This is a genomic window from Actinoplanes sp. NPDC023936, assembly GCF_040639325.1.
Lineage (GTDB): Bacteria > Actinomycetota > Actinomycetes > Mycobacteriales > Micromonosporaceae > Actinoplanes.
The window spans coordinates 133,409-158,133 of record NZ_JBEZZR010000007.1 but is presented as its reverse complement, the minus strand read 5'-3'; the positions used below and the strand labels follow the sequence as shown (position 1 = coordinate 158,133).

Genomic DNA, 24,725 nt, shown 5'->3' with positions numbered 1-24,725 from the left:
CTCGTGACCGACCGCAAGCGCTTCGCCCTCGACCTCACGCCGTTACGCACGTCCCGGGACTTCCGGTTCGTGTTCACCGCCGGCGTGGTGACGAGCTTCGGGTCCTTCATCAGTTACGTCACCATCCCGTACCAGGTGGCGAAGCTGACCGACGACCCGCTGATGGTCGGTCTGATCGGCGTCTGCGAGCTGGTCCCGATTCTGATCATGGCGTTCGTGGGTGGCGCGCTCGCCGACTACATCGACCGGCGGCTGCTGGTCCGCGGCGCCGAGGTCGCGCTCGCCGTGATCTGCGGCATCCTCCTGGTCAACTCGCTCTCCGACGAGCCGCACCTGTGGCTGCTCTACGTCGCCGCGTTCCTCACCGCGGCCGTGGCCGGCCTGCAACGCCCGGCCCTGGAGGCGATGGTCCCGCGTCTGGTCAAGCCGGAACAGCTGCCGGCGACAATGTCGCTGCAGTCGCTCGGCGCCCAGTTCGCCCAGCTCTTCGGCATGCCGCTGGCCGGCATCCTGCTCGCCAACTTCGACCTGGCTTGGGTGTACGCGTTCGACCTGCTCACCTTCGCCGTCTCGCTGACCTGCCTGACCCTGGTCAAAGCCGTCCCGCCGCCCCCGGCCGCGGACCGCCCGTCCCTGTCCAGCGTCGTCACCGGCCTGCGGTACGCCAAGTCCCGCCCCGAGCTGCTCGGCACGTACCTGGTCGACATCAACGCGATGTTCTTCGGCATGCCGTCCGCGCTCTACCCGTTCCTCGCGAACAAGCTCGGCGGGCCCAGCGTGCTCGGCCTGCTCTACGCGGCGCCGGCGGTCGGCTCCCTGATCGCGACGCTCGGCTCCGGCTGGACCGGGCGGGTGCACCGGCACGGCCTGATGGTGCTGATCGCGGCCGGCTTCTGGGGTGTCGGCATCGTCGGCGTCGGCCTGTCGACATCGCTCTGGCTGACGCTGCTCTGCCTGGCCTTCGCCGGCGCGGCCGACATGATCTCCGGCATCTTCCGCATGATCATCTGGAACCAGACCATCCCCGACCATCTGCGCGGACGGCTGGCCGGCATCGAGATGCTCTCGTACACCACCGGCCCGCTCACCGGCCAGCTGCGATCCGGCCTGATGGCCCGCACCTCGCTGGGCGTGCCAGGCGCGATCTGGGTGGGTGGCGTGCTCTGCGTGGCCGGGACCGTCGCCCTGGCCGCCGCGCTGCCGAAACTGGTCCGCTACGACGGCAAGGACGGCATGGCCCTGAAGAAGGCCGCCGACGACGAATGGGCCGCCGCGGCAGCCGCCCGCTCCTAGGCGGCGATCTGGTCCAGCATCGCCTCGCAGAATGCCGGCAGGTCGTCCGGCTTGCGGCTGGTGACCAGCCCGTTGTCCACGAAGACCTGCTCGTCGACCCACGTCGCCCCGGCGTTGACCAGGTCGGTGCGCAGGCTGGGCCAGCTGGTCAGGGTGCGGCCGTCGACCACGCCGGCTTCGACGAGGGTCCACGGGCCATGGCAGATCGCAGCCACCGGCTTGCCGGCGTTGACGAAATCACGCACGAATCGGACCGCGTCCGAGTCGGCACGCAGGAAATCCGGATTGGCGACGCCGCCGGGGAGGACGAGCGCGTCGTAATCGGCGGGGTCGGCGTCGCTGACGCTCTTCTCCACGCGGTACGTGCCTGCCTTGTCCATGTGATTGACGGCCTGGATGTCGCCGTCTTTGATCGAGATCAGTTCCGCGGTTCCACCGGCGGATTCCACGGCTTTCCGGGGTTCGGTGTACTCGATCTCCTCCACACCGTCGGTCGCGAGGAAAGCAACGCGCTTCCCCTTGATCGATGCGGCCATCATCCACTCCTTCCGCAACAACTGTCAGATGTTGCGGTTCCCGGTGACCGGCCGGGCAAACGCCTTCCCGGTGGCGGCTCGGGCGAACGCCGGCGTGCGGCCGTTGGCGAGCTCACCGGCGAACCAGGCTCCGAAGATCGCGAGCGCCAGCGCGAGCACCTCGACGACGAAGAGACCGCCGCCGACGACACGTTCGGGGGTGTGCACGCGGAGCATCAGGGTGACCGCGAAGATCACCAGCACACCCATGTTGATCAGGCCGCGGAGCACACCGAGGCGGCGCGCTTCGGGGCTGCTCACGAACATCACGTCGACCGCTCCGGCCAGCGTGGCGAGCACCCCGCCGACCAGTCCGGCGATGACGTTCCAGTAGGCCAGGGCTCCCAAGATGCTAGGGCCCCCCAGCAAGTCGGCCATATCGAACATAACGGCCATCGCGAATAGACCGAGCGGGAACATCACCAATATCGGCTGCACCGCCTGGCCCGCGACACTCAATCGGCTCTCCATCCGGCATTCGCCTTCCCACCTGGGTAAATACGGGTTCGTCGCGGCGTCCGTGTCTGGGCTACCCGGTCGACTCGGGGCTGAAACGCCACCGGGGGAGGCCATGCCCGTACCCACAGTCGGTCACATCGGCTTGTACGCAATCTGCAACATGGCAGATTGAGTGATGGCGGACAGCGGGGTGGCGTGCTGTACTACAGATACGGCAAGAAAGGGTGGAGTCGGAGGGAGAGACATACAACGGCACCCGGCGGCAAACGGGTGCCGTTGTCCGCCTCTACGGCATCGTTCTGTGTACGGCTCTTCTTGTTTACGGCTCTTCTGTTACGGCTCTTCTGTTACGGCTCTGATCTTTTGCGGCACGCGAGGCGGGGGCGTCCTCGCGCCAATGGTGGCCCGCTCTCCTCCCCCTCGCAAGACAAAGCGAAGAGGAGTTCGCCATGCGCACGCGAACCTATTATCACGGGCCCGACGCCATGGTGACCGACGATCTTTTCGTCTGGAACACCGTCTCGGCACAACGCTCCTTCACCGTGCGGGAACTTCGCAATGTCGGCCTCGTCCAGGCGCCCGCGCGGATGCGACCATTCGCGCCGGCCCTCGCCGTCGGCGTCATGTTCGCGGCGGTCGCCGGCTGGAGCCTGATGCCGAGCCCCACGTGGTACGTGGCGGGATTCCTCGCCGTCTCAGCACCGGCTGTAATGGCCGTGTGGCGGCAGCCGAGGCACTGGGAGCTGCATGCGCAGTACCGGAACCAGGCAGTGGTGCTCTATTCCTCGTCCGACGCACGGGTCTTCAACCAGGTGAGCCGGGCGCTGCGAAGGGCCATGGAAGGCTCCGGCCGAACGCCCTGGGGGTACGGGCTAGCCGTGGCCTGACCAGGCGATTCGCGAATACCTCTCGGGTGAGATCTCTATTTGATCAAAACCGCACCTTGCACCCCTCGTTCTGATAGGACAGTAATAGGATGTCCGCGACCTCGCTGAGTGCCACTTGGCATTCAGCGAGGTAGCACATCGCAGGTCCGCTGTTACCGAATGTCACCATTTACTTCGACGATGAAGGACTCATGGCTGAGGGTGACTCGCCTACGATCGCGCGCCGACGCGTGCGGCTCGCGCTTCGTGAAGCGCGGGAGCGAGCCGATCTCACCCAGCTCCAGGTCGCCGAGGAGATGGAGTGGTCGCTCAGCAAGGTGATCCGGATTGAGAACGGGGACGTCAGCATCTCCCCGAACGACCTCCGGCCCCTGCTGTCCTACCTCGGGATCCGGGACAAGGCGGCCGTCGCGGCGATGATCGCGGACGCCCGCGTCGCACGGACCCGGCAACGCCAGGCGTGGTACCAGGCGCCCGGGTTCCGCGAGAACCTCACCGACCACCTGCGCAAACTCATCGAGTACGAGTCCGAGGCCGCTGAGATCCGGTCGTACTCGATCTACTACATTCCCGGCCCGTTGCAGACGACGGCGTACGCAACTGCCCTGATGCAGCGGTACGAGGATGAGTTGACCGAAAAACAGCGGAGCTGGCGGGTGAAGGCCCGGGCGCTGCGCCGGGAGGCGCTGCTGTCCCGGAACGACGTACAGATCCTGATGATGGTCGACGAATCGGTGCTGCGACGCACCATCGGCGGGCCGGAGATTTTTGCCGACCAGCTGCGTGACATCAAGGCGCTGGCCGAGAACGGCACCGTCCGGGTACGGATGGTCCCGTTCTCCCTCGACGCCTCGGTCACCAACAACGCCAGCTTCGACCTGCTGGTGCTCGGCGAGGGTGAGGTCCTCTACCGGGAGACCGGTATCGGTGACGAATTGATCGAGGACCGCGAGTCGACCGCGAAACATCGCGCTCGTTACGACAAGGTCTGGCAAGAGGTCGCGGATGAGGAAGACACGATCGAATTCATCCGCGGGCAAATAGAGATCCTGGAGAGCAACGGCTCTCGGGAAACCCGATAAACAAAGCGTGGAAGGTCCACAATGGTAGACATGAACGTGCCCGCATGGCGCAAGAGCAGCCGCTGCGGAACGTCAACCTGCGTCGAGGTCGCCAAGGTCGATGACCGGTACCTCATCCGCGACTCGAAGAACCCGCAGTCCGCGGCGCTCGCCTTCACGAAGGACGAGTGGGACGCGTTCGTCGAGGGTGTGGCCGCGGGCGAATTCCGCTTCTGACAGTCCGGCCAGCCGCCCGCTTCGCGTAGCCGGCTTCGTGAGGCGGGCGCGGCAAAAAATATTCACAAATAACGTATATCAGTTCGAAGAGGCGCCGCATACCTCACATTTGAGGTGATAAGCGGCGCCCTTTCGTTTCACTCATGTGAATACGCTTCCAGGCCCGGTTCATTCGCATACCGTGGATTCGAGCCGTCATGGAGGTACGCACACATGATCAATCCGACGGAAAGGCTGCACTGGCGACGTAGCAGAGATTGCACCGGCGGCACCTGTGTCGAGGTGGCGACGGTCGGAGACGAGGTCCTGATCCGGGACTCGAAGAATCTCGGCATCGCTCCGCTGGCCTTCACCCGTGCCGAGTGGGAGGCGTTCGTCGCGGGAGTCAAGGCCGGGGATTTCGGTTTCGGATGACTCCGCTTCCGGTGGAGCATCCTGGCGCCGCGGGCCGTACGCGGCATACTGCACTGGTGGACGGCGATCGGCACGCCACCCCGACGGACCGCTTCGGTGCGCTGCACGATGCGGCCGACGCCCTGCTGGACGACCTCACCGAGCGCTACCTGGTGGAGCGCCGGGAGACCAAGGAACCGTTCGGGCTCGACGACGCGCTCGTGCGGACCGTCCGCCTCATCCCCCGCTCCCCCTCCGCCGCGCCGCTGGCGATCCACTTCACCAGTCCGGGCCTGGTTCTGCGGCTCGGCCGCTGGTGGGAGGAGTCCCTGCCGCCGTGTGCCTGCGACACCTGCGACGACGACCCGCGAGTGCTGGCGGAACGGTTACGCGTTCACACCGCTGCCCTGATCGAGGGCGGGCTCTGGGAACGCGTTCGTCGTGGCGTGGGGGGATCCTGGTTCGAGACCAGGCTGATCGGCGCCGGCGTCACCGCGGACCGGGAGGGCCCGCTCTCCGCGGCCGGCGCGCGGGACGCCCGCCGCGGCGGATTCGCCGCTGCGGTGCAGTGGGCGCCCTGGCAGTTCCGATCGCGGTAATTCCGATCGCGGTAATTCTGATCCTGACGAACTCACCGACCCTGACAAACTCACCGACCCAGAAACCCGACGGCCGCACGGATCGGGCGGCGGCGCAGGACCCGGGTCATGGAGATCTCTCCACGACAGAAGCCGGTGAACGCCCGCCACCCGAGCGGACTCGCCATGGCAGCGTGCACGAGCGCCGGATGCCTGCCGAAAAGCCGCAGCAGCCGCCGGCCGGCCGCCATCTCCGGCGCGAGACGCTCGCCGACGATCCGGTCGTACTCACCGAGGTCCGCGTCGCCCGCGGCGATGCGCCCGGCCCACGTCCCGGACCGCAAGGCGTAGCTGATCCCCTCACGCGTCCACGGTTCGAGCAGCCCGGCAGCGTCCCCCGCGACGAGTACCCGCCCGCGCCGCACCGGGGCGTCCGCGCGCCGGCACCGGGTCAGATGCCCCGAGTCACGCAGCACCGCGCGATCAGCCAGGCCGAGCCGCGCCACGAAGTCCCGCAGGTACCGCTTCGTCTCGGCGCCGCGCCCCTTTTCCATGATCACGCCGACGGTGGTCTGGTCGCCCTTGGGAAACACCCAGCCGTAGGAGCCCGGCACCGGCCCCCAGTCCAGCAGCAGCCGCCCCTGCCACCGCTCCCGGTCCTCCCTGGTCGCCGCCAGCTCCAGTTCCAGCCCGAGATCCTGCTGTTCGAACGTCACACCGACATGCCGCGCGCTGACCCCCGCCGAGCCGTCCGCCCCGATCACCACCCGCGCGGTGATCTCCGCACCGCCGTCGAGCGTCACCGTGGCCCTATCCCGGTCCTGCGCGATACCCCGTACCAAAATGTTTTGTCTGACGATGCCGCCGGCCTCGACGACCGCGCGGCACCAGGCAGAGTCGAAGTCGTCCCGGCGCACCATCGTGACCACCGGCTCCCCGGCCGACCTGCGGGTGAAGGCCCGCCGCCCGTCGTGGGTGAAGGTCACCGCATTGATCCGGTCCCGAGCCGGAACGGTGAACTTGTCGGCGCTCAACGCCACGGACGGCGCGAGCAGCCCGCCACCACATGTCTTGTAGCGGGGATGTTCGGCCCGCTCCAGCACCACCACCCGGGCGCCGGCCGAGGCAGCGGCATGAGCCGCCGCGAGGCCCGCCGGGCCGCCCCCGACCACAGCGACGTCCCATTCCGCCTCCGGCCGCATCCCGGAAGTCTATTGAGATCACCCCGGCAACGAAAAGGCAGACGTCGATACGTGGCGGGACGACCTCACGGTGGGTGATCTTTCCCACACCTGCTAGCCCGGATATCGACCGACCGGCACCCTAGCCGGGTGACAACCACGGTGGCCACGGTGCTCGGTCACCCCCTGTCCTTGAACCGGGTGGCGGGAATGCTGCCCTTCTTCGTCCTCGGCGTCTGGCTCGGTCGCGGCAAGCTCGCGTACCGCCCGTCTCGGCTCGTGCAGCTGACCGCGGTCGCCGTGCTCGTCGCCGCCGTGCCGATCGCCTATCTGGTCGCCTCGCGCCTGTCGAACGCCTGGGTGTACTGGAACAGCGCTTACCAGCGGCTCGAGGTGGAGGTGAGCGAGGGCATCCTGATCCGGCTCGGTCTGATGGCCGTGGGGGTGGCGATGATCTGGGCGATCATGATGCTTGCTCCCCGTCGCCAGACGGTCCTCACGGGCTGGGGAGCCAACTCCATGTACCCGTACCTGCTGCACGGGTTCGTCGTCCTCGCCTTCGCCTGGTCGTCCCTCCCCCGCCAGGTCGACAACATCGCAGCCTTGCTGCTGCTGGTCGCCGCGGTCGTCGCGCTGGTCTGGATCACCGCCAGCAGGCCTGCGGTGCGGGTGTTGCGACCGCTGGTCAGCCCTCCGGTCGACTGGCTGCTCAAGCCACAGCGGTGACCTGCCGGATCACCCCGGCAAGATGCACAGCGAGCACTCCGCGCACCGCACCGACCGCGACTCCTGGGTGGTGCGGGGCTGGGTTGTGACGGACCCGGACGCCATGGCCGCCATGGACATCCCCGAAGGCGAGGCATGCGTGGAAGACCTGTAGTCACCCCGCCCGGGCGGCTTATGGACAGGATGCCGACGCGGCAGTGCCCCCATTGCAGAGCGTCACAGCTTTTCGATCTTCAAATGCAGAAACCCCAGGCCTTATGACCTGGGGTTTCTCGTGGAGCCGCCTGACGGAATCGAACCGTCGACCTACGCATTACGAGTGCGTCGCTCTAGCCGACTGAGCTAAGGCGGCAACGAGAAGTCAGTGTACGGCATTGTCCGGAACCGTCCGCACGGGGACGGCACATCCCCCTCGCCGCGACTACGATCGTTCGATGGCCTTCGTTCCGCGGCAGGATCCGGTGGAGTCGGAGCAGACGGTTCCGGAGCGGCCGAGCAGTCTGCACCCGCAGGAGCTGGGCTTCACGCCGAGAGGGCCGATCGGCTGGCTCTCGCCGCTGCTGCTGCTCAGCACCGGGCTGCGGGCGCTGCTGGCGATCCTGTTCGGTGCCTACCTGGACAAGCGTGAGCTGCAGAACGCTCTGGACGACGACGTCTTCGACCACTCGTCGACGGCGGACGGCGAGTTGTGGCTGGACTACGTGGCGGACCTCGGGGACGGGTTCGACGCGACGTACTCGGTGGCCTATCTGCTCGCCCAGCCGGAGCTGGAGGTGGACGGCGAGCGGCTGCCGCGCGGCCGGCTGCTGCTGATGGGTGGGGACCAGGTCTATCCGCTGGCCAGCGGCGACGGTTACGAGAACCGGATGAAGGGACCGTACCGCGCGGCCCTGCCGGAGGCGCCGGCCGGCGAGCCACGGCCCACGCTCTTCGCCCTGCCGGGCAACCATGACTGGTACGACGGTCTGACGGCTTTCCTGCGTCTCTTCGCTCGCCGCAAGGACGGCTACATCGGCGGCTGGCGGACCGAGCAGCGCCGGTCGTACTTCGCGGTGAAGCTGCCGGGGAACTGGTGGCTCTTCGCGGTGGACGAGCAGTTCGGGGCGTACATCGACGATCCGCAACTGCTGTATTTCGAACGGGCCGCCGAGCAGGTCGGGCCGGACGACCGGGTCATCCTGATGACCCCGTCGCCGGCCTGGGTGAAGGCGGCCGACACGCCGGAGAGGTACGACGCTGTCGACTACTTCATCCGGACGATTCTGGCGCCGGCGCGGGCGCACGTCCGGGTGCTCGTCTCCGGTGACCTGCACCACTACGCGCGCTACACCGGCGACGACCGGGAGCTGATCACCTGCGGCGGCGGCGGGGCGTACACGCTGGGGACGCAGAATCTGCCGGGTGAGCTGACGGTGCCGCCGAAGGAGACGCTGACCCGGAGCAAGAGCCGGAGCCGGACGTACCGGCTGAAGAAGAGCTTCCCGGACGCGGCCATGTCCCACCGCTGGGGCCGGGGCGTGTTCCACCGGCTGCCTCGCCGCAACAAGGGCTTCGCCACGATGCTCGGGATCATTCAGACGCTGACCATGCTGGCGATGGCCGGCGCGGCCGCCTCCCGACAGGACGGCAGCATCCTGAAGCTGTTCACGATCCCGCTGGCGCTGATGCTCCTCGTGATCATGGCGGCGACGACCCTGTTCGCTCAGCCGCCGCCCGCCTCGTCACCGAAGCGCGCCCGGTACTGGATCCTCGGCATCCTGCACGGCTTCGCCCAGATCGCCCTGGCGGCCGGTGGGACGTTCGTCTGGCTGCGGCTGGACTTCCGGGACTGGCCGTGGCCGTGGCCGCTGGTGGTCGCCGCTGTCGTGTACGGGCCGCTGATCGCGGTGCTGTCGACCCAGCTGACCGCGCTCTACCTGCTGATCGCGGCCCGGTTCGGGGTCAACGTCAACGAGCTCTTCGCCGGTCAGGGCATCGAGGACGGCAAGAGTTTCCTGCGGATGCACATCGACGCGCACGGGACACTGACGATCCACCCGATCGGGCTGAAGAAGGTCTGCCACAAGTGGGTGCCCGACCCTCAGGGATCACCGCAGAGCCCGTGGCTGCGCCCGGAGACCCCGCTGACCCCGCACCGGATCGAGCCGCCGGTCAGGGTTGCGGGTCCGCAGGGGCCGCGGCCGTAGCGTCGTAGTGCGCGTCGTGGGCCTGGCGCGGGCCGCAGACCGAGGCGCGGCTGCACGAGCAGCGCGAACCGTCGGCGTCGAGGCGGACCACCACCTCGTCTTTCGGGACGCTGTGCCCGACGACCCGGCCGTCGCCCTCGGCGGTGGTGACCCGGGTGCCGACCGCCGGCGCGGAGGCCTGGAATTTCTGGTACAGCGGATGCTCGTACTTGAGGCAGCACATCAGCCGCCCGCAGGCGCCGGAGATGCGCAGCGGATTGAGTGGCAGATCCTGGTCTTTCGCCATCCGGATGGTGACCGGCTCGAAGTCGGTGAGGAACGTGGCGCAGCACAAATCCCGCCCGCACGAGCCGATGCCGCCCTGCACGCGGGCGGAGTCACGGGCGGAGAGCTGGCGCAGCTCGACCCGGCAGTGCAGGGTCGCGCCGAGGTCGCGGACCAGGGAGCGGAAGTCGACCCGGTGCGGCGCGGTGAAATAGATCGTCGTCCGGGCGCTGCCCGGTGACCCGCCCTGGTCCAGGACGTGGTCCACGGCGACCACCTTCATCGGCAGGTCGTGCGCCTTGATCAGTTTCTTGGCGGCGACTTTCGCCTCGGCTTTGCGTTTGCGCAGCAGCTCGTCGCGGCGCAGGTCGCCGTCGTCGGCGAGCCCGACCACCTTGGGGAAACCGTCGGTCTCCTCGCTGACCCATTGCGGCGCCCAGACGCACTCCGCCACCTCGGGGCCGTCGTCGGTCGGGACCAGAACGCGATCACCGACGGACGGGGTGAACCCGTTCGGATCGAGGTAGTAGAGACGGCCGTACCGGTTGAAGCTGACCGCGCACAGCATGCCCATGCGACAACCCTACGACGGACAGCAAGCCGTACCAAATGCCGGTTTTGACCTACCCGCGAGGGTTGTCGCATAGATGCTGCGCAACCGCCCCAATCGACAGTCGTTGGCCAGTCCCGTAGACGACACGTCGAAAGGAACTGCCATGACACCCCCCAGGTCGGTGGCCGCCAGTGTCGTTGCGCTGGGCTTCGCGGGCGCGCTCACGGCGCCGCTGCCCGCGCTCGCCCAGAACGCCCGCTGCACCTCGCCGGGCAGTCACGCCGCTCAATCCAGTGCGCAGGTGCTCCGAATCAATCGGCTGGAGCTGGGCGCTGTCGCGGAGCCGGCGCCACGATCAACGGCCGCGGAGCCGGCACCACGATCAACGGCCGCGGAGCCGGCACCACGATCAACGGCCGCAGACCCGGCACCACGATCAACCGCGGAGCCGGGCGACCGTGGCACGACCGAGGGCGAGCCGAAAACGCCCCCCGCGATCAGCGGGGTAGCGCTGGGCGACGTCCGCAGCGTCCTGATCGCGGGCGGTGAGATCAAGTCAGCGGCGGCGGCCCGCACCCTCGACGGCCGCGTCTCCGGCGGATCCCGCAACGATCTCGTCCTGCAGCAGGCGCCGCCGGACAACCGCACGGCGAGCCGGCAGCGCGTCAGCACGAAACGCTTCGGCCCGCTGCGTACCGGACCTGGCACGCTCACCGCGCACGCCCGCTGGAACAACGGGCTGGCCTGCGCGAGCGTCACCGGCGAGTCGTCCGAGTCCGCCGCCGCGCTGAACCGGGTGACGCTGACCGGCGGCGGCAACCAGTCACTGGTCCGGGTGCCGGAGGCGTTCTCGGCGACCAGCAGCACCGGTCTGCGCAAGCGCGACGGCGAGACGGAGTCGGTGTCGACCACCACCCTGAACGCCGGAAAGATCAGCCTGGTCGACGGCGAGGTGCGCCTCCGGGTGCTGCGGGCGGCCACGCTGCGGGTCAGCATGTCCTCCGGCGGGCGCGGCGAGGCCGCATACGAGCCGGCCGTCGTCGAGATCACCACGCGGGAGGGCGAGCGGACCCTTCTCGACACGCCGGGTGACCGCCATGACATCACGCTGAGTGATCCAGCGACGCCTCCGGAGTCGCTCCCGTCGCTGCTCCCGGCCGCTGACCCGCTGCCCCTGCCGTCGATCCCCGGCGTGCCCGCCGCGCCCGAGTCGGAGAACGCTCCGGCACCGACCTCCCCGACCGGTGCGAAGCTGCACATTTCTCTCGGCGCGGCACGCCAGGCCACCAAGGGCAAGGCCATCGCGGCGCGGGCAACTGCGATCAAGATTTCCCTGGTACGGGGTGACGACGGTCCCGCCACCACCGGCCACCAGTCGTCAGCAGTGGTCGCCGACCTCAGCCTCGGCGTGCTCGACGGCGCCGCAGTGGCGCCGAAACGCTCCACCGGCCACCCCTCTCCGCCCGCCGCACCCGGTTCACCCGGTGTCTCCCCGGCCGGCGCGGCCGGTCTGCCGATCACCGGGCCGGGCCTGGTCCCGTTGCTGCTGGCCGGTTCGGGCATGGTGATCGGCGGAGTGTGCGCGTTCCTCCTGAGCAGCCACCGGCGCCGGGAGTTCTGAGCGGCACACAAAGTGGACGGTCGCCCGGTGGCGGCCGGGCGACCGCCCCACCCGGACGTCACGTCTGCAGGGACACCGATGCGTCCAGCAGCGCCTCACCCCGGTCGTAGCTGTCGGCCACCGTCCGCAGCACCGGAGCTGCCACGTCGGCGGCCAGCCGAGCCTCCTCGTCCGGCGGGAGGTCCCCGGCGGTGAGCGCCACGGCCTCCGCCGAGGTCAGGACGGCGGCCAGCATCGCTGCCAGATCGCCACGAGAACGCGCCATCCAGGCGGTCAACGCGTCGGCCAGGTCGGCTGTCGCCTCCATCCGGTGCCCCAGGCTCTCCGGACCGCCGTTGAGGTGTTCGGCGGTGCGGCGACGGGCTTGCTCGTACGCATCGGCGGCCTCGCCCTCCCACGCACCCGCCAGCGGCAACGCATCGGCGACCGCAGCGTAGGCCCGCGCGTCAGCACGCAGCTCGGGCACCGCGTCGAGGATCGCCTCCGGATAGAGCGCACCCACCGCGCGGGCCGCGTCGCCCGGCAGCACGCGCACCCGGCGCAGCTCCGGCCAGACCGGGTGGCCCTCCGGCGCGCCGACCGTGGAGAGCACCCGATCAACCCGGTCCAGCAGCGGGCTCGCGGCGTCGAGCAGGTGATCCAGCCGGTCCATCATCTACAGCTCCCGGTGGAACCTGTGCCGGACCGCTTCGTCAGTCTCGGCATAGGCGCGGGCACCCGCCCGCACCGAACGGGCCATCTCGGCCAGGCTCGCGGACGCGTTCGCCGCCTCCCGGGCACGCGCGGCCAGCACCGCGGTCCAGCCGGCGTAGAGGGCACGGCCGATCCGCCCGGGCCGGCCCGCGTCGTCGGCGCCGAACGCGGCGGCGGCCGGTGTCAGCAACGGCATCTGTCGGTCCATCGTCGACAGAACAGCCGCCGCGTTGTCGATCTGGTCGGCGAGTCGGTCCACCTCAGTGCCCCTCCAGCGTGCGGAACGATCCGAAAACTTCGCCGTGCAGTTTTTCCCTCGCCCACCGGGCGGCCTCCGCCGCGCTCACCACCGCGGCCTTGATCTCGGCCGCGAACTCGGCCGGCACACGATGGCGCAGCTCACCATGCAGCCGGACGTCCACGATGGTGCCGGCGGCGGTGACCACGACCTCGATCGACTGGTCCGGCGAGTGCACCGAGACAGAATGTGCGGACACCGCGCGATCGAACTCGGCACGCAGGTCCTCGACACGCCGATACCGCTCGATCGCCTCGTCGATCCACGCTTCGTCGATCTCGCGGGCCATTCCGGCTCCTCACCGCGTGTCATGCCGCCGTTGCGCTCCGGCAACAGACCGTACCGCTTCGGTGACCGTCCCGCTACGCCACGAACGTCCCCTGTGGATAACCGATAGTTCAGGACCGACCGTAACGAAGATCGCCATAAGGGTGACCGAAAGTAATCAAACGGCTGACTTTTCATGGTCATCCGGGGGGGCGGGTGGTCGCCGCCGGGTCGCGCCGCCCGGGTGCCCGGGTGGCCGCCGTCTACGTCGGTCGCGATGGCCGCCGTCTACGTCAGTCGCGATCGAGGGTGACCACCCGCAGCTCCCCGGAGTGGCCCGCGCGACGACACGGCCCAGCCGAAAGCCGCCTAAGACCCGTCCAAGATCCGGCCATGGACCAGCCAAGATCCGGCCAGGGGCGGGCCGAGCCGTAGTCGGAGCAGGTTATGACGGCGTTTCAGATGCGTGGACGACGGCTCGGACAGCCGAGCCGTAGCCAGCGCAGGCTAAAACGGCGCCTTACCTGCGTGAACTACGGCTCAGACCGGCCAGCCGTAGCCAGCGCAGGCTACGACGACGGTTTACCTGCGCGGGCTACGGCTCGGACCGGCCAGCCGTAGCCAGCGCAGGCTAAAACGACGGTTCACCTGCGTGAACTACGGCTCGGACCGGCCAGCCGTAGCCAGCGCAGGCTAGGACGACGGTTCACCTGCGCGGGCTACGGCTCGGCGGCGGCGCTGGGAGGTGGGGACCGCGACGACGGGGCGGCGGGTGGGGTGGGCTGACATGGCGTGTGCCTGTTGTCGGGGGGTCGCAATACGATCGTCGGGTGCATGACGTCTTTGCTGAACTGGTGGGGCAGGACGAGCCGGTGGAAACGCTTCGCCGGGCGGCCTCTGCTGCGGCGCGCGTGGTTGCGGGTGACGCGGCCGGTGGCGGCGGCATGACGCATGCCTGGATCTTCACGGGGCCGCCGGGCGCCGGGCGTTCCACGGCGGCACGGGTGTTCGCGGCGGCGCTGCAGTGTGAGCGGGACGGCACCGGGTGCGGCGAGTGCCACGGGTGCCACACGACGCTGACCGGGACGAATGCGGACGTGCGCATCGAGAGGTCGGAGGGGCTCTCGATCGGTGTCAAGGACATGCGGGCGCTGGTGCTGCGGGCGGCGAGCTCGCCGTCGGCCGGGCGCTGGCAGGTGGTGATCGTCGAGGACGCCGACCGGCTCGGTGAGCGGGCCAGCAACGCGCTGCTCAAGGCCGTCGAGGAGCCGTCACCGCGGACCGTGTTCCTGCTCTGCACCCCGTCGGTGCATCCGGACGACATCTCGGTGACGATCCGGTCCCGGTGCCGGGTGGTGGCGCTGCGGCAGGCGCCGGCGGCCGCGGTCGCCGACGTGCTGGTGCAGCGGCACGGGATCGATCCCGAGCAGGCGGCTTGGGCGGCCGCGGCGGCGCAGGGTGACGTGGAGCGGGCCCGGCAGCTCGCCACCGACCAGGAGGCGCGTCTGCGGCGCGAGGAGGTGCTGGCGGTGCCGCGCCGGCTGAGCAGCATCGGCGCGTGTTTCGACGCGGCGCAGGCCATGGTGAACTCGGCCCGCCGGGAGGCACTCGACGCGGTCGTCGAGACGGACGCGGCGGAGCGTGCCGCGCTGGAGCAGGCGCTCGGCGCGGGCGGCACCGGTCGCGGCGCCACCACCGCGATGCGTGGCGCCGCCGGCCAGATCAAGGAGCTGGAGAAGAAGCAGAAATCCCGGTCCACCCGGTCTCAGCGGGACGTGCTGGACCGGTCGCTGAAAGATCTGGCCGGGTTCTACCGGGACGTGCTCGTCACCTCGATGCGGGCGCCGGTCGCCGTGGTGCACGGCGACATCGAGCAGGTCTCGGCAGCCGCGGCCGGCAAGTGGTCACCGGAAAGCGTGCTGCGTCGCCTGGAGGCGGTGCTGGCCTGCCAGGACGCGATCGAGCGCAACGTGAAACCGGACATCGCCCTGGAGGCGATGATGGTCACCCTGTGGCGCGGCTGAGCCCACCCGAAACGCGCGGCCGAGCCCCGAAACGCGCGGCCGAGCCCACCCGAAATTCGCGGCCGAGCCCACCCGATATTCGCGGCCGAGCCCACCCGAAACAAGAGCGTCAGGACTCGTCGACCGCGCCCAGCATGCCGGACAACCGCTCCGTGACCGCCGCGGCCAGCTCCTCGACCGGCCGGGACGCGTCCAGCACCAGGTAACGCTTGGGGTCGGCCGCGGCCAGGTCCAGGAACGCGTACCTGACCCGCTCGTGGAAGGCCCGTGACTCGCTCTCCAGGCGGTCGGCGCTGCCACCCCGCGAGTCGACCCTGGTCAGCCCCACGCCGGGTTCCACGTCGAGCAGCACCACGAGGTCGGGCTTGAGACCGCCGGTCGCCCAGGAGGACAGCCAGGAGATTTCCTGGACCGGGAGGGTACGTCCGGCGCCCTGGTAAGCGAGAGACGAGTCGACGTACCGATCGCTGACCACGACGGCACCGCGGGCGAGCGCCGGCCGCACCACCGTGGCGACGTGATGTGCCCGGTCGGCGGCGTAGAGCAGCGCCTCGGCCCGCGCGGACGGCGCGTCCTCCGCCTTGTTCAGCACCAGCCCCCGGATCCGGGAGCCCAGGTCGGTCGCGCCCGGCTCGCGGGTGACGACCACGTCCCGGCCCTCCTTGTGCAGCGCTTCGGCGAGCAGCGTGACCTGCGTCGACTTGCCGGCGCCCTCGCCGCCCTCGAAGACCACGAAGACGCCGGGCGCGACGAACGACTCGGCCGGGGATAGCGGGCGCCCGCGCAGCGAGCCCCACAGGTCGGCCAGGACGGCCACGCCCGGTTTGTCGTCCATCTGCCGGAACGAGCCGATGCCGACCCAGATGCCGATCGCGCCGGCCACCAGCAGCAGCACCCGGGTGGCCGAGACGTCGATGCTGAACGCGCCCAGGTCGACCTGGCGGGAGCTGCCGAGGCCGACCAGGAACCCGGAGAGGGTGATCGCCAGGAGCAGGACCATGCGGACGCCGATCTGCACGACGGCGAAGACCCGGCCGCGCAGTTCGTCGGCGATCTCGCCGTAGAGCAGGGTGGTGCCGGCGAGGAACGCCATGCCGGCACCGGCGCCCACGAGCAGGGCGCCGACCAGCGCCATCGACAGGTGGAACGCGAGGCCGAGGAACATCACCGAGCCGCTGGCGAGCACGATGCTCATCCCGAACCAGCGGCGGCGGGAGAGTTCCCGGACGATCATCGGGCCGAGTCCGATGCCCAGCGCGAGACCCATGAAGATGGTGCCGAAGAGCAGGTAGAACGCGGCTTCACCGGCGCCGAGCGAGACCGCGTAGGTGCGGGCCGCGCCGATCACCACACCGCCGGCCGCGAACGCGCCGAAGATGCCGACGACCAGGCCACGGACCAGCGGGGTGCTGCCGATGTACTTCCAGCCCGCGGTGAACTGCTTGCTCATGCTCTGCTCGGCGGCCATCTCACGCGCCGGGCTCTTGCCGCCGATCTCCTTGATGCCGAAGAACACCACGATCGCGGTGGCCAGCCGGGAGAAGGCGTTGATGTAGAGCGCGATCTGGATCGGCTGTGCCCAGTCCGGCAGGGAGGCGCCGGACTGCTGGAGGCCGGCGGTCAGGGCGGAGAGCAACAGGGCCGCCAGGATCGGCGTGATCCCGTACGTGGTGACGAGCGTCAGCTGGTTGGAGATCTCGATCCGCGATTTCGGGATGAGGTTGGGAACCGCCGCTTCCTTGGCCGGAATCCAGATCAGGGTGATCGTCTCGCCGAGGAAGGTGGCGATGGTGGCCCAGGCGACGGTCAGGGCCGGTGACCCGCCGAACAGCGGGACGAGCGGGATCGACAGGTAGATGACGAACCGCAGCAGGTCGACGATCACCATCGTGTAACGGCGGTCGAACCGGTCGGCGATCACACCGGCGATCGGGCCGAGCAGCAGCGCGGGCAGCAGGCGCACGGCGATGGTCCCGCCGAACGCGGCGCCCTGTGCCGCCGGGTTCTCGAACTGCGCGGACGCGAACAGGCCGGTGGCGAGGATGCCGATCCAGTCGCCGAAGGAGGCCGCCGCGAGGACGAGCCAGAGCCGGCGGAAGCCGCGCAGCCGGAGGACGGACCGTAGCGCTGCCGCCCCGGAGAGGTCGACTGGGCCGCCGTCCTGGCGTTGTTCGGTACTGATGGCCCTTACCTCCCGTGGTCACTTGCCCGGAGCACTGTATCCGGCCGCCGCAGCTCACCGAGGGTCCGGCAGGGTCCCGCGGATCAGCACGGCGCATCAACGCGCCGGATCCGCACGTTCGGGTGGAACAGAGATGAATGTCTTTCGCATTACCCTCGGAAGGCGATACCGTGCTGACGTGGTGACTGACCGCATTGCCCTGCGCCAGCGACTCGACCAGGCCACCGATCACCTGGAGACCCCGGTCGCCGCGGTGAGCCTGGCCGCCTTCGACGCCAACGCCGACGAGCTCACCCGCCGCGCCGCGGGCAAGCCGATCCGCGTGGCCAGCAAGTCCGTGCGGTGCCGGGCGCTGCTGGAGCGTGTCCTGACCCGCCCCGGCTGGAACGGCGTGATGGCGTACACGCTGCCCGAGGCGATCTGGCTGGTGCGCACCGGTGTGACCGACGACGTCCTGGTGGCGTACCCCACAGCCGACCGGACCGCGCTGCGCGAGCTCGCCGCCGACCCGGCCCTGGCCGCCGCGGTCACCGTGATGGTCGACCACCCGGCTCAGCTCGACCTGATCGACCAGACCTCCACCCCCGGCGCCCGCCCGCCGATCCGGCTCTGCATCGACGTGGACGCCTCCTGGAAGCCCGCCGGCCCCCTGCACGTCGGCGTCCGGCGGTCACCGGTGCACTCCGCCGTCCAGGCCGGCACGCTGGCCCGCAAGATCAGTACGCGTCAGGGGTTCCAGCTGGTCGGCGTGATGTCCTACGAGGCGCACATCGCCGGAGTGGGCGACGACCCGCCCGGCCGGGCGCTGCGCGCGCGGGCCATCCGCCTGATGCAGAAGAAGGCGCTTCCCGAGCTGCTGGCCCGGCGCTCCGCCGCGGTGCGCGCGATCCGGGAGCACGCCGACCTGGAGTTCGTCAACGGCGGCGGCACCGGGAGCGTGGCCGCCACCAGCGCCGACCCGGCCGTCACCGAGGTGACAGCCGGCTCCGGGCTGTACGGCCCGACGCTCTTCGACACGTACCGCAGCTGGCGTCCGGCGCCCGCCGCGTTCTTCGCGCTGTCGGTGGTCCGCCGCCCGGCGCCCCGGATCGCGACGGTGCTCGGCGGCGGCTGGATCGCGTCCGGCCCGGCCGAGGCGTCCCGCCTCCCGACGCCCTACCTGCCGGACGGCCTGAGGTTCAAGGGCGATGAGGGCGCCGGCGAGGTGCAGACGCCCCTGCTCGGGCCGGCCGCCGACGAGCTGCGTCCCGGCGACCGGGTCTGGTTCCGGCACGCCAAGGCCGGCGAGCTGTGTGAACGCGTCAACGAGCTACAGCTGATCGACGGTGACACAGCGACACCGGCCCCCACGTACCGCGGAGAAGGCCGTGCTTTCCTGGGCTGATGCCTCAGGCGTCGACGTGGCGGTGCAGGTATTCCCTTATCAACGCCTTGGCCTCGACGAGCACCGATTCGTCGCCGGCCGGGTCACGCCGGAACGCCAGCTTGATCAGCGCGTCCGCCGCCTCCACCGAGATCTGCAGCGCGAACCGCAGCCGGACCCGGTCGATCAGCTGGAACTGCTCGACCAGAAGCTCGGCCAGGCGCTCGGCGATGACCGCGTTGTTGTCCCGGTCGGAGTCGAGCAGGTGCAGGTCCACCACGTCACCGAAGTGCAGCGTCCGGAAACCGGGAACGCTGCGGTGCATGTGGATGTAGCCGTCGATGGCCGCATCGACGGCGTCCCACCAATGGGTGAACGTCTCGCTGGCGAATCGATCGGAGAGACTCTGCAGGTACGCGTCCATGTTGCGCAGCGCCAGAGCCTGGACGATGGCCCTCTTGTCCGGGAAGAACTGGTAGACCGAGCCGATGGCGACTTCGGCGCGCTCGGCCAGCAAAGTGGTGGTCAGCCCTTCATAACCGACCTCGTCCACCAGCTCGGCGCACGCGTCGAGCATGCGCTGTACCCGGGCAACGCTTCTGCCCTGCACCGGAACCCGCCGCAGCGGACCGGTGCTGACGGTTGGTGTCGACACGCGTCGCCACTCCCTCTCAGCAGTGAGATCTGTTCACGAGCAGCAAGGTCATGAATAAATCTCAGTGTTAAATCGAACGTTACTCGGATCAACGAGCGAGGCGCATCGACGGGACGCCAGGTACGGGTGTCCGCTCGGATGGAGGACAAAAGCCGGAATGACTACACCCGTTAACGCGCGGCGCTGGACCAACTGGGGACGCAACCAGGAGTCCGTCGCGGAGGTCATGACCCCTGGCAGTGTCGACGAAGTCGCAGCCTCAGTGAACCAGGCAGCGGCAAACGGGCGGCGGGTCAAAGTTGTCGGCAGTGGGCACTCGTTCACCGCGATCGCTGTCGCCGACGACCAGCGGATGACGGTGCACCGCCTCAACCAACTCGTCGGGATCGACGGGCCACTGGTCACCGTACAGGCCGGGATGCGGCTGTCCACTCTCAACGCGGTACTCGCGGAGAACGGGCTGGCCATGCCGAATCTGGGCGACATCGACGCGCAGACGGTCGCCGGCGCGATCTCCACCGGCACCCACGGCACCGGCGCCGCACATTCCACGCTGGCGTCCAGCGTGGAGGCGGTGACGATGGTGACAGCGGCCGGCAAGGTCGAGCGGTTCACCACGGACGCCCCGGAGTTCCAGGCGGTCCGGCTCGGACTCGGCGCCCTCGGCATCCTCGTCGAGGTGACGCTGCGCTGCGTGCCGGAGTTCGTGCTGCACGCCGACGAGCGTCCGATGGCGCTGGCCGACGTGCTGGCCGGGTTGGAGGACTGGATCCCGGCGAACGATCACGTCGAGTTCTACTGGTACCCGTACACCGACCGGGCGCAGCTCAAGCGCAACAACATCGTGGGCGTGAACGACAAGCCGCTGTCGCGATTCCGCGGCTGGCTCGACGACGAGTTCCTCTCCAACACCCTCTGGCAGGGCGTCTGCGAGGTCGGCCAGCGGGTGCCTGGCACGGTCCCGGCGCTGAACGGCTTCGCGGCCCGCGCGCTGAGCCGGCGGACCTACACCGACCGGTCCGACCGGGTCTTCTGCTCGCCCCGCCGGGTGCGGTTCACCGAGATGGAGTACGAGATCCCGCGCGCCGCCCTTCCCGAGGTGCTCGACGCGCTCCCCCGGATCTACGACGTGCTGCCGTTCAAGGTGCAGTTCCCGGTCGAGGTGCGGTTCACCGGCCCGGACGACGTCTGGCTGTCACACGGGTACGGCCGGGAGTCCGCGTACGTCGCTGTGCACCAGTTCCTCGGCAGCGAGTACGAGCCGTACTTCAAGGCCGTCGAGTCGCTGTGCGAGCCGCTGGGCGGGCGTCCGCACTGGGGCAAGCTGCACTACCGGACCGCCGCGAACCTGCGTCCCGCGTACCCGAAGTTCGATGACTTCGTCGCGGTCCGCGACCGCCTGGACCCGGCCCGGGTCTTCACCAACGAATACCTGGACCGGGTGCTGGGAGCCTGACTCCTACTCGCTCGCGGAGGCGGCGGCCTTACGCGGCGCCGCCTTCTTCGCGGGCGCCTTCTTCGCGGCGGTGGTCTTCGCGGCCGTCGTCTTCTTGGCGGCCGTCGTCTTGGCAGCGGTCGTCTTGGCAGCTGTCGTCTTCTTGGCGGCCGCCGTCTTCGCCGGGGTCTCGGCCGCCTTCTTCGCCGGGGCCTTCTTCGCGGCCGCCTTCTTCTTCGGCGCCGGGCCCTTGGCACGTTTCTCGGCGAGCATCTCGGACGCCTGCTCGATGGTGATCTCCTCCGGCGTCTGACCGCGCCGCAGCGTCGCGTTCGTCTCGCCGTCGGTCACGTACGGCCCGAAGCGGCCGTCCTTGATCACCATTGGCTTCTCGGTCACCGGGTCCGGGCCCAGCTCACGCAGCGGCGGCTTGGCCGCCCCGCGCTGCCGGAGCTTCGGCTGGGCCAGCAGGGCCAGCGCCTCGTCCAGCGTGACGGTGAAGAGCTTCTCCTCGCTGTCCAGCGAGCGGGAGTCCTTGAGCCGCTGGATGTACGGCCCGTAGCGCCCGTTGCGCGCCACGATCTCGTTGCCCTCCGCGTCCTTGCCGAGGATCCGGGGCAGCGAGAGCAGCTTCAGCGCCTCGTCGAGGGTGAGCGTCTGCGGCGAGTGCGAGGCGAACAGGGACGAGCTGCGCTCGCCGCTCTGCACGTACGCCCCGTAGCGGCCGGACTTGACCACCACCTGCTCGCCGGTCGACGGGTCCTGGCCGATCGTCCGGTCGCCGTTGCCGGCCAGGAAGAGCTCCGCCACCTTCTCCGGGGTGAGCTCGTCGGGGGCCATCCCGTCCGGGATCGAGGCGCGGTCCTCGGCCTGCTCCTCGGCGCCCTCGGCCGACGGCGACCGGCGCTGGAGGTACGGCCCGTAGCGGCCGACCCGGACCACGACCTGCCGGTTCTCCTCGTCGACGTAGAGCGGGATCGAGTTGACCACGCGGGCGTCGATCGCGCTGAGGTTCTCGGTGACCATCTTCTTCAGGCCACCGGCCCGGGCGATCTCCTCGTCCGCGCCGCTCGTCTGGCTGCCGAAGTAGAAGGAGGTGAGGAAGTCCAGCTGGGTGTGCTCGCCGGCCGCGATGTCGTCGAGCTGGCCCTCCATGGCGGCGGTGAAGTTGTAGTCCACCAGCCGTGGGTAGTGGCCCTCGAGCAGCCCGATCACCGCGAACGCCAGGAACGACGGGATCATCGCCTGGCCGCGCTTCTCCACGTACCCCCGGTCCTGGATCGTCTGCATGATCGAGGAGTACGTCGAAGGACGCCCGATGCCCAGCTCTTCCAGGGCCTTGACCAGCGAGGCCTCGGTGTAGCGAGCCGGCGGCGAGGTGTGGTGCCCGGCCGCGCTCAGCTCGTCGGCGGTCAGCGGCTGGTCCTTCACCAGGTTCGGCAGGCGGCGCTCGGCGTCCTCGGCCTCGGCGGTCTCGTCGTCCGACGACTCCACATAGGCGCGCAGGAAGCCGGGGTCGGTGATGGTCTTGCCGGAGGCGGCGAAGTCGGCCTCCTCGTTCGAGGTGGAGACCGCCCGGATCCGGACGCTCACCGAGTTGCCGACCGCGTCGGTCATCTGCGACGCGATGGTGCGCCGCCAGATCAGCTCGTAGAGCTTGAACTCGTCGGTGCTCAGCTCCTTGGCGACCTCACCCGGGGTGCGGAAGTTGTCACCGGCGGGCCGGATCGCCTCGTGCGCCTCCTGCGCGTTCTTCGCCTTGGTGGTGTAGCGGCGCGGCTGCGGCGGCACGTTGTTCGCGCCGTACAGCTCGGCGATCTGGCGGCGCGCGGCGGCGATCGCGGTCTCGGAGAGGTTCACCGAGTCCGTACGCATATAAGTGATGTAGCCCTTCTCGTACAGGCTCTGCGCGGTGCGCATCGTCTGTGCCGAGGAGTACCGCAGCTTGCGGGCGCCCTCCTGCTGCAGCGTCGAGGTGATGAACGGCGCGTACGGCTTGCGGCGGTACGGCTTCTCCTCGACCCGGGTGACGGTGAACGGCCGGTCCGCCAGGCGGGCGGCCAGCCCGCGGGCGCCGTCACCGTCCAGCTGCACCGCGCCGGAACCCGGCTTGAGCCGGCCGGTGGTGGGCTCGAAGTCCTTGCCGGTGGCGATCCGGTCGCCGTCCAGCGCGATGAGCGTGGCCTGGAACGAGCGAGCGCCCTCGACCCGGCCCTGCACGGACAGCTGGGCCAGGATGTCCCAGTACTCAGCGGAGCGGAAGGCCATGCGCTGCCGCTCCCGCTCCACCACGATGCGGGTGGCGACGGACTGGACACGCCCTGCGGAGAGCTTCGGCATCACCTTCTTCCACAGGACCGGGCTGACCTCGTAGCCGTAGAGCCGGTCCAGGATCCGGCGCGCCTCCTGCGCGTCGACCAGGGAACGGTCGATGTCCCGCGGGTTCGCCACAGCGGCCTGGATGGCCGGCTTGGTGATCTCGTGGAAGACCATCCGCTTGACCGGCACCTTGGGCTTGATCGTCTCGACCAGGTGCCAGGCGATGGCCTCGCCCTCGCGGTCCTCATCGGTGGCGAGGAAGATCTCGTCGACTTCCTTGGCCAGTTTCTGCAGCTTCGCGACCTGCTGCTTGCGGCCCTCGGAGACCACGTAGAGCGCGTGGAAGCCGTTGTCGACGTCGACACCCAGCCGCGCCCACGACTCGCCCTTGTATTTCGCCGGCACCTCGTCGGCGTTGCGGGGCAGGTCGCGGATGTGGCCGACGGAGGCCTCGACCAGATAGTCGGGGCCCAGATAACCGGCGATCGTCTTGGCCTTCGACGGGGACTCGACGATGACCAGACGGGTCGTCCTGGCGTTACTCGGCACGGCACTCCCAGCTATCAAGACTCGGCGCTCCCCGTCTCGCCCGGCGGAGCACAGATGTTCAACGTAACGCGCCGGACAAGCCTGCATTCCCGGGGAGCCCCGCAGTCGGATGGTAACGGTCCGGCCACCGCATGCGTCCGACCGCGACACCGTACACCGGAAAACCGGTGTCGTGTCGGACACAGTCGGTGAAGATCACGCAGCTGCGCCGCCTGGCCAGAGCTCTTCGGGTGCTGCTGACGGACGCTCACCGACCAGCTCGGCGAGCCGGGCGAGTCGTCGCCGGCCGGTGATGAGATAGATCCGTCCGTCATCCGACACCCGGCCCGCCAGACCCGCTCGGACCAGCGCGGCATCGACCGGATCGGGGTCTTTGCCGGGATCCAGGCCGAGTGTCCAGCCGCCGCCTCTCCGGCCGCCCGCGGCGGCCACCCAGAGCCGGAGCCGAGGTCCGCTGAGGAAGAGCTGGGTGGCGGCCTGCGGCCAGGCGTTCGCCAGAGCGTTCAACCTTCGGGAGTACGCGGTACGCACCTCGAAGAGCCGAGCCGGTGGTTCCGGCTCCTCGGCGGTTTCCTCTTCCTCCGCCGGTGCCGGTTCCTCCCCCGATGCCGGTTCTTCGTCCGGCTCGGCGGGTGAGTGCTCCGCCCGTACCGAATCGGGGGTGACCGAAGCCCACGTGGCCGCAAGGCCGCGCGTGCGCAGCTCATTGACCAGCACATGAACCCGCCAGGCGGCATCCACCTGGACCCAGACCCGCGCCGTGCCGCCCATCCGGCCGAGGTGGCCAGGACCGGCCAGCAGACCGGCGAGATCGGCCGGCGACGGCTCCGAGGTCTCCGCGCCGAACATCGGCAGCTGATGACCCGGGTGCCGGCCCGCTGTGCCGCGTGGCACGGCCCGTTTCGCCACCGGGACCGGCGGAGGGA

Annotated in this window: 23 protein-coding genes and 1 tRNA gene; 12 read left to right on the top strand and 12 right to left on the bottom strand. The window is 69.6% G+C overall.

Annotated elements, in window-relative coordinates; genetic code table 11:
* The first annotated feature begins 3 nt into the window (after nt 1-3).
* Nucleotides 4-1,293, top strand: a complete 1,290-nt coding sequence (locus tag AB0F72_RS12855) for an MFS transporter (RefSeq protein WP_360429693.1) — start codon at nt 4-6, stop codon at nt 1,291-1,293.
* Here AB0F72_RS12855 and AB0F72_RS12850 read toward each other — a convergent pair.
* Complete coding sequence (locus tag AB0F72_RS12850; protein ID WP_360429929.1) at nt 1,290-1,829, bottom strand: type 1 glutamine amidotransferase domain-containing protein; 540 nt, start codon at nt 1,827-1,829, stop codon at nt 1,290-1,292. The two genes, AB0F72_RS12855 and AB0F72_RS12850, sit on opposite strands and share 4 nt — an antisense overlap.
* Nucleotides 1,830-1,853: 24 nt before the next feature.
* Complete coding sequence (locus AB0F72_RS12845; protein ID WP_360429690.1) at nt 1,854-2,339, bottom strand: DUF2231 domain-containing protein; 486 nt, start codon at nt 2,337-2,339, stop codon at nt 1,854-1,856.
* 437 nt (nt 2,340-2,776) lie between these two features.
* Here AB0F72_RS12845 and AB0F72_RS12840 point away from each other — a divergent pair, with 437 nt between their 5' ends.
* The 5 genes from AB0F72_RS12840 to AB0F72_RS12820 all read left to right on the top strand — a co-directional run bounded on the left by AB0F72_RS12840 (nt 2,777) and on the right by AB0F72_RS12820 (nt 5,504).
* The gene (locus tag AB0F72_RS12840; RefSeq protein WP_360429687.1) at nt 2,777-3,214 is read left to right on the top strand and encodes a DUF6232 family protein; all 438 of its coding nucleotides are present in this window, start codon (nt 2,777-2,779) and stop codon (nt 3,212-3,214) included.
* Between the two features lie 230 nt (nt 3,215-3,444).
* Nucleotides 3,445-4,296: a helix-turn-helix transcriptional regulator gene (locus AB0F72_RS12835; protein WP_360429684.1), complete on the top strand. Its 852-nt coding sequence runs from the start codon at nt 3,445-3,447 to the stop codon at nt 4,294-4,296.
* Nucleotides 4,297-4,317: 21 nt separating this feature from the next.
* On the top strand, nt 4,318-4,512 hold the full coding sequence (locus AB0F72_RS12830; protein ID WP_360429681.1) for a DUF397 domain-containing protein: 195 nt from the start codon (nt 4,318-4,320) through the stop codon (nt 4,510-4,512).
* 213 nt (nt 4,513-4,725) lie between these two features.
* Nucleotides 4,726-4,926, top strand: a complete 201-nt coding sequence (locus tag AB0F72_RS12825; RefSeq protein ID WP_360429678.1) for a DUF397 domain-containing protein — start codon at nt 4,726-4,728, stop codon at nt 4,924-4,926.
* A 56-nt stretch (nt 4,927-4,982) separates the two neighbouring features.
* On the top strand, nt 4,983-5,504 hold the full coding sequence (locus AB0F72_RS12820) for a DUF6226 family protein (RefSeq protein ID WP_360429675.1): 522 nt from the start codon (nt 4,983-4,985) through the stop codon (nt 5,502-5,504).
* Nucleotides 5,505-5,554: 50 nt separating this feature from the next.
* Here the strand turns inward: AB0F72_RS12820 and AB0F72_RS12815 are convergent, their stop codons facing one another.
* Nucleotides 5,555-6,685, bottom strand: coding sequence for a geranylgeranyl reductase family protein (locus AB0F72_RS12815; RefSeq protein WP_360429672.1), 1,131 nt, complete (start codon nt 6,683-6,685; stop codon nt 5,555-5,557).
* Between the two features lie 129 nt (nt 6,686-6,814).
* On the opposite strand from AB0F72_RS12815, the gene AB0F72_RS12810 reads away from it, so the two are divergent.
* Nucleotides 6,815-7,390, top strand: coding sequence for an acyltransferase family protein (locus AB0F72_RS12810; protein WP_360429669.1), 576 nt, complete (start codon nt 6,815-6,817; stop codon nt 7,388-7,390).
* Nucleotides 7,391-7,665: 275 nt separating this feature from the next.
* On the opposite strand, the gene AB0F72_RS12805 is transcribed toward AB0F72_RS12810, so the two are convergent.
* Nucleotides 7,666-7,742: transfer RNA gene (locus AB0F72_RS12805), tRNA-Thr, on the bottom strand.
* A gap of 82 nt (nt 7,743-7,824) precedes the next feature.
* Here AB0F72_RS12805 and AB0F72_RS12800 point away from each other — a divergent pair.
* Nucleotides 7,825-9,576: a metallophosphoesterase gene (locus tag AB0F72_RS12800; protein WP_360429666.1), complete on the top strand. Its 1,752-nt coding sequence runs from the start codon at nt 7,825-7,827 to the stop codon at nt 9,574-9,576.
* Here the strand turns inward: AB0F72_RS12800 and ricT are convergent.
* On the bottom strand, nt 9,542-10,414 hold the full coding sequence (ricT, locus tag AB0F72_RS12795) for a regulatory iron-sulfur-containing complex subunit RicT (protein WP_360429663.1): 873 nt from the start codon (nt 10,412-10,414) through the stop codon (nt 9,542-9,544). The genes AB0F72_RS12800 and ricT overlap by 35 nt on opposite strands.
* A gap of 142 nt (nt 10,415-10,556) precedes the next feature.
* On the opposite strand from ricT, the gene AB0F72_RS12790 reads away from it, so the two are divergent.
* A complete protein-coding gene (locus tag AB0F72_RS12790) occupies nt 10,557-12,014 on the top strand; it encodes a hypothetical protein (protein ID WP_360429660.1) in 1,458 nt (485 codons plus the stop codon).
* A gap of 58 nt (nt 12,015-12,072) precedes the next feature.
* On the opposite strand, the gene AB0F72_RS12785 is transcribed toward AB0F72_RS12790, so the two are convergent.
* Genes AB0F72_RS12785 through AB0F72_RS12775 form a run of 3 tightly spaced genes read right to left on the bottom strand, consistent with a single transcriptional unit; the run spans nt 12,073 to nt 13,294 of the window.
* Nucleotides 12,073-12,669 (bottom strand): hypothetical protein, encoded by a 597-nt coding sequence (locus AB0F72_RS12785; protein ID WP_360429657.1) that lies wholly within the window; start codon nt 12,667-12,669, stop codon nt 12,073-12,075.
* Nucleotides 12,670-12,966: a hypothetical protein gene (locus AB0F72_RS12780; RefSeq protein ID WP_360429654.1), complete on the bottom strand. Its 297-nt coding sequence runs from the start codon at nt 12,964-12,966 to the stop codon at nt 12,670-12,672.
* Nucleotide 12,967: 1 nt separating this feature from the next.
* A complete protein-coding gene (locus tag AB0F72_RS12775) occupies nt 12,968-13,294 on the bottom strand; it encodes a YbaB/EbfC family DNA-binding protein (RefSeq protein ID WP_360429651.1) in 327 nt (108 codons plus the stop codon).
* Nucleotides 13,295-14,102: 808 nt separating this feature from the next.
* Between AB0F72_RS12775 and AB0F72_RS12770 the strand changes: the two genes are divergently transcribed.
* Nucleotides 14,103-15,296 (top strand): DNA polymerase III subunit delta', encoded by a 1,194-nt coding sequence (locus tag AB0F72_RS12770; RefSeq protein WP_360429648.1) that lies wholly within the window; start codon nt 14,103-14,105, stop codon nt 15,294-15,296.
* 109 nt (nt 15,297-15,405) lie between these two features.
* On the opposite strand, the gene tmk is transcribed toward AB0F72_RS12770, so the two are convergent.
* On the bottom strand, nt 15,406-17,403 hold the full coding sequence (gene tmk, locus AB0F72_RS12765; RefSeq protein ID WP_360429927.1) for a dTMP kinase: 1,998 nt from the start codon (nt 17,401-17,403) through the stop codon (nt 15,406-15,408).
* Between the two features lie 253 nt (nt 17,404-17,656).
* On the opposite strand from tmk, the gene AB0F72_RS12760 reads away from it, so the two are divergent.
* The gene (locus AB0F72_RS12760) at nt 17,657-18,862 is read left to right on the top strand and encodes an amino acid deaminase/aldolase (protein WP_360429645.1); all 1,206 of its coding nucleotides are present in this window, start codon (nt 17,657-17,659) and stop codon (nt 18,860-18,862) included.
* 4 nt (nt 18,863-18,866) lie between these two features.
* On the opposite strand, the gene AB0F72_RS12755 is transcribed toward AB0F72_RS12760, so the two are convergent.
* Complete coding sequence (locus AB0F72_RS12755) at nt 18,867-19,496, bottom strand: TetR family transcriptional regulator (RefSeq protein WP_360429642.1); 630 nt, start codon at nt 19,494-19,496, stop codon at nt 18,867-18,869.
* 157 nt (nt 19,497-19,653) lie between these two features.
* Here AB0F72_RS12755 and AB0F72_RS12750 point away from each other — a divergent pair, with 157 nt between their 5' ends.
* Entirely contained in the window at nt 19,654-20,952 is a 1,299-nt protein-coding gene (locus AB0F72_RS12750) for a D-arabinono-1,4-lactone oxidase (protein WP_360429639.1), read from the top strand.
* 3 nt (nt 20,953-20,955) lie between these two features.
* Here the strand turns inward: AB0F72_RS12750 and topA are convergent, their stop codons facing one another.
* Complete coding sequence (topA, locus tag AB0F72_RS12745; protein ID WP_360429636.1) at nt 20,956-23,799, bottom strand: type I DNA topoisomerase; 2,844 nt, start codon at nt 23,797-23,799, stop codon at nt 20,956-20,958.
* A 195-nt stretch (nt 23,800-23,994) separates the two neighbouring features.
* Nucleotides 23,995-24,648 (bottom strand): hypothetical protein, encoded by a 654-nt coding sequence (locus tag AB0F72_RS12740; protein ID WP_360429925.1) that lies wholly within the window; start codon nt 24,646-24,648, stop codon nt 23,995-23,997.
* Between the last annotated feature and the right edge of the window lie 77 nt (nt 24,649-24,725).

Excerpts from the sequence above, each read along its gene's own strand:
- AB0F72_RS12800 (WP_360429666.1), top strand. The coding sequence starts at position 7,825 with ATGGCCTTCGTTCCGCGGCAGGATCCGGTGGAGTCGGAGCAGACGGTT.
- AB0F72_RS12845 (WP_360429690.1), bottom strand. The coding sequence starts at position 2,339 with ATGGAGAGCCGATTGAGTGTCGCGGGCCAGGCGGTGCAGCCGATATTG.
- AB0F72_RS12750 (WP_360429639.1), top strand. The coding sequence starts at position 19,654 with ATGACTACACCCGTTAACGCGCGGCGCTGGACCAACTGGGGACGCAAC.
- AB0F72_RS12790 (WP_360429660.1), top strand. The coding sequence starts at position 10,557 with ATGACACCCCCCAGGTCGGTGGCCGCCAGTGTCGTTGCGCTGGGCTTC.
- AB0F72_RS12830 (WP_360429681.1), top strand. The coding sequence starts at position 4,318 with ATGGTAGACATGAACGTGCCCGCATGGCGCAAGAGCAGCCGCTGCGGA.
- AB0F72_RS12815 (WP_360429672.1), bottom strand. The coding sequence starts at position 6,685 with ATGCGGCCGGAGGCGGAATGGGACGTCGCTGTGGTCGGGGGCGGCCCG.
- AB0F72_RS12785 (WP_360429657.1), bottom strand. The coding sequence starts at position 12,669 with ATGATGGACCGGCTGGATCACCTGCTCGACGCCGCGAGCCCGCTGCTG.
- AB0F72_RS12825 (WP_360429678.1), top strand. The coding sequence starts at position 4,726 with ATGATCAATCCGACGGAAAGGCTGCACTGGCGACGTAGCAGAGATTGC.
- AB0F72_RS12740 (WP_360429925.1), bottom strand. The coding sequence starts at position 24,648 with ATGTTCGGCGCGGAGACCTCGGAGCCGTCGCCGGCCGATCTCGCCGGT.
- ricT (WP_360429663.1), bottom strand. The coding sequence starts at position 10,414 with ATGGGCATGCTGTGCGCGGTCAGCTTCAACCGGTACGGCCGTCTCTAC.
- AB0F72_RS12850 (WP_360429929.1), bottom strand. The coding sequence starts at position 1,829 with ATGGCCGCATCGATCAAGGGGAAGCGCGTTGCTTTCCTCGCGACCGAC.
- AB0F72_RS12840 (WP_360429687.1), top strand. The coding sequence starts at position 2,777 with ATGCGCACGCGAACCTATTATCACGGGCCCGACGCCATGGTGACCGAC.
- AB0F72_RS12775 (WP_360429651.1), bottom strand. The coding sequence starts at position 13,294 with ATGGCCCGCGAGATCGACGAAGCGTGGATCGACGAGGCGATCGAGCGG.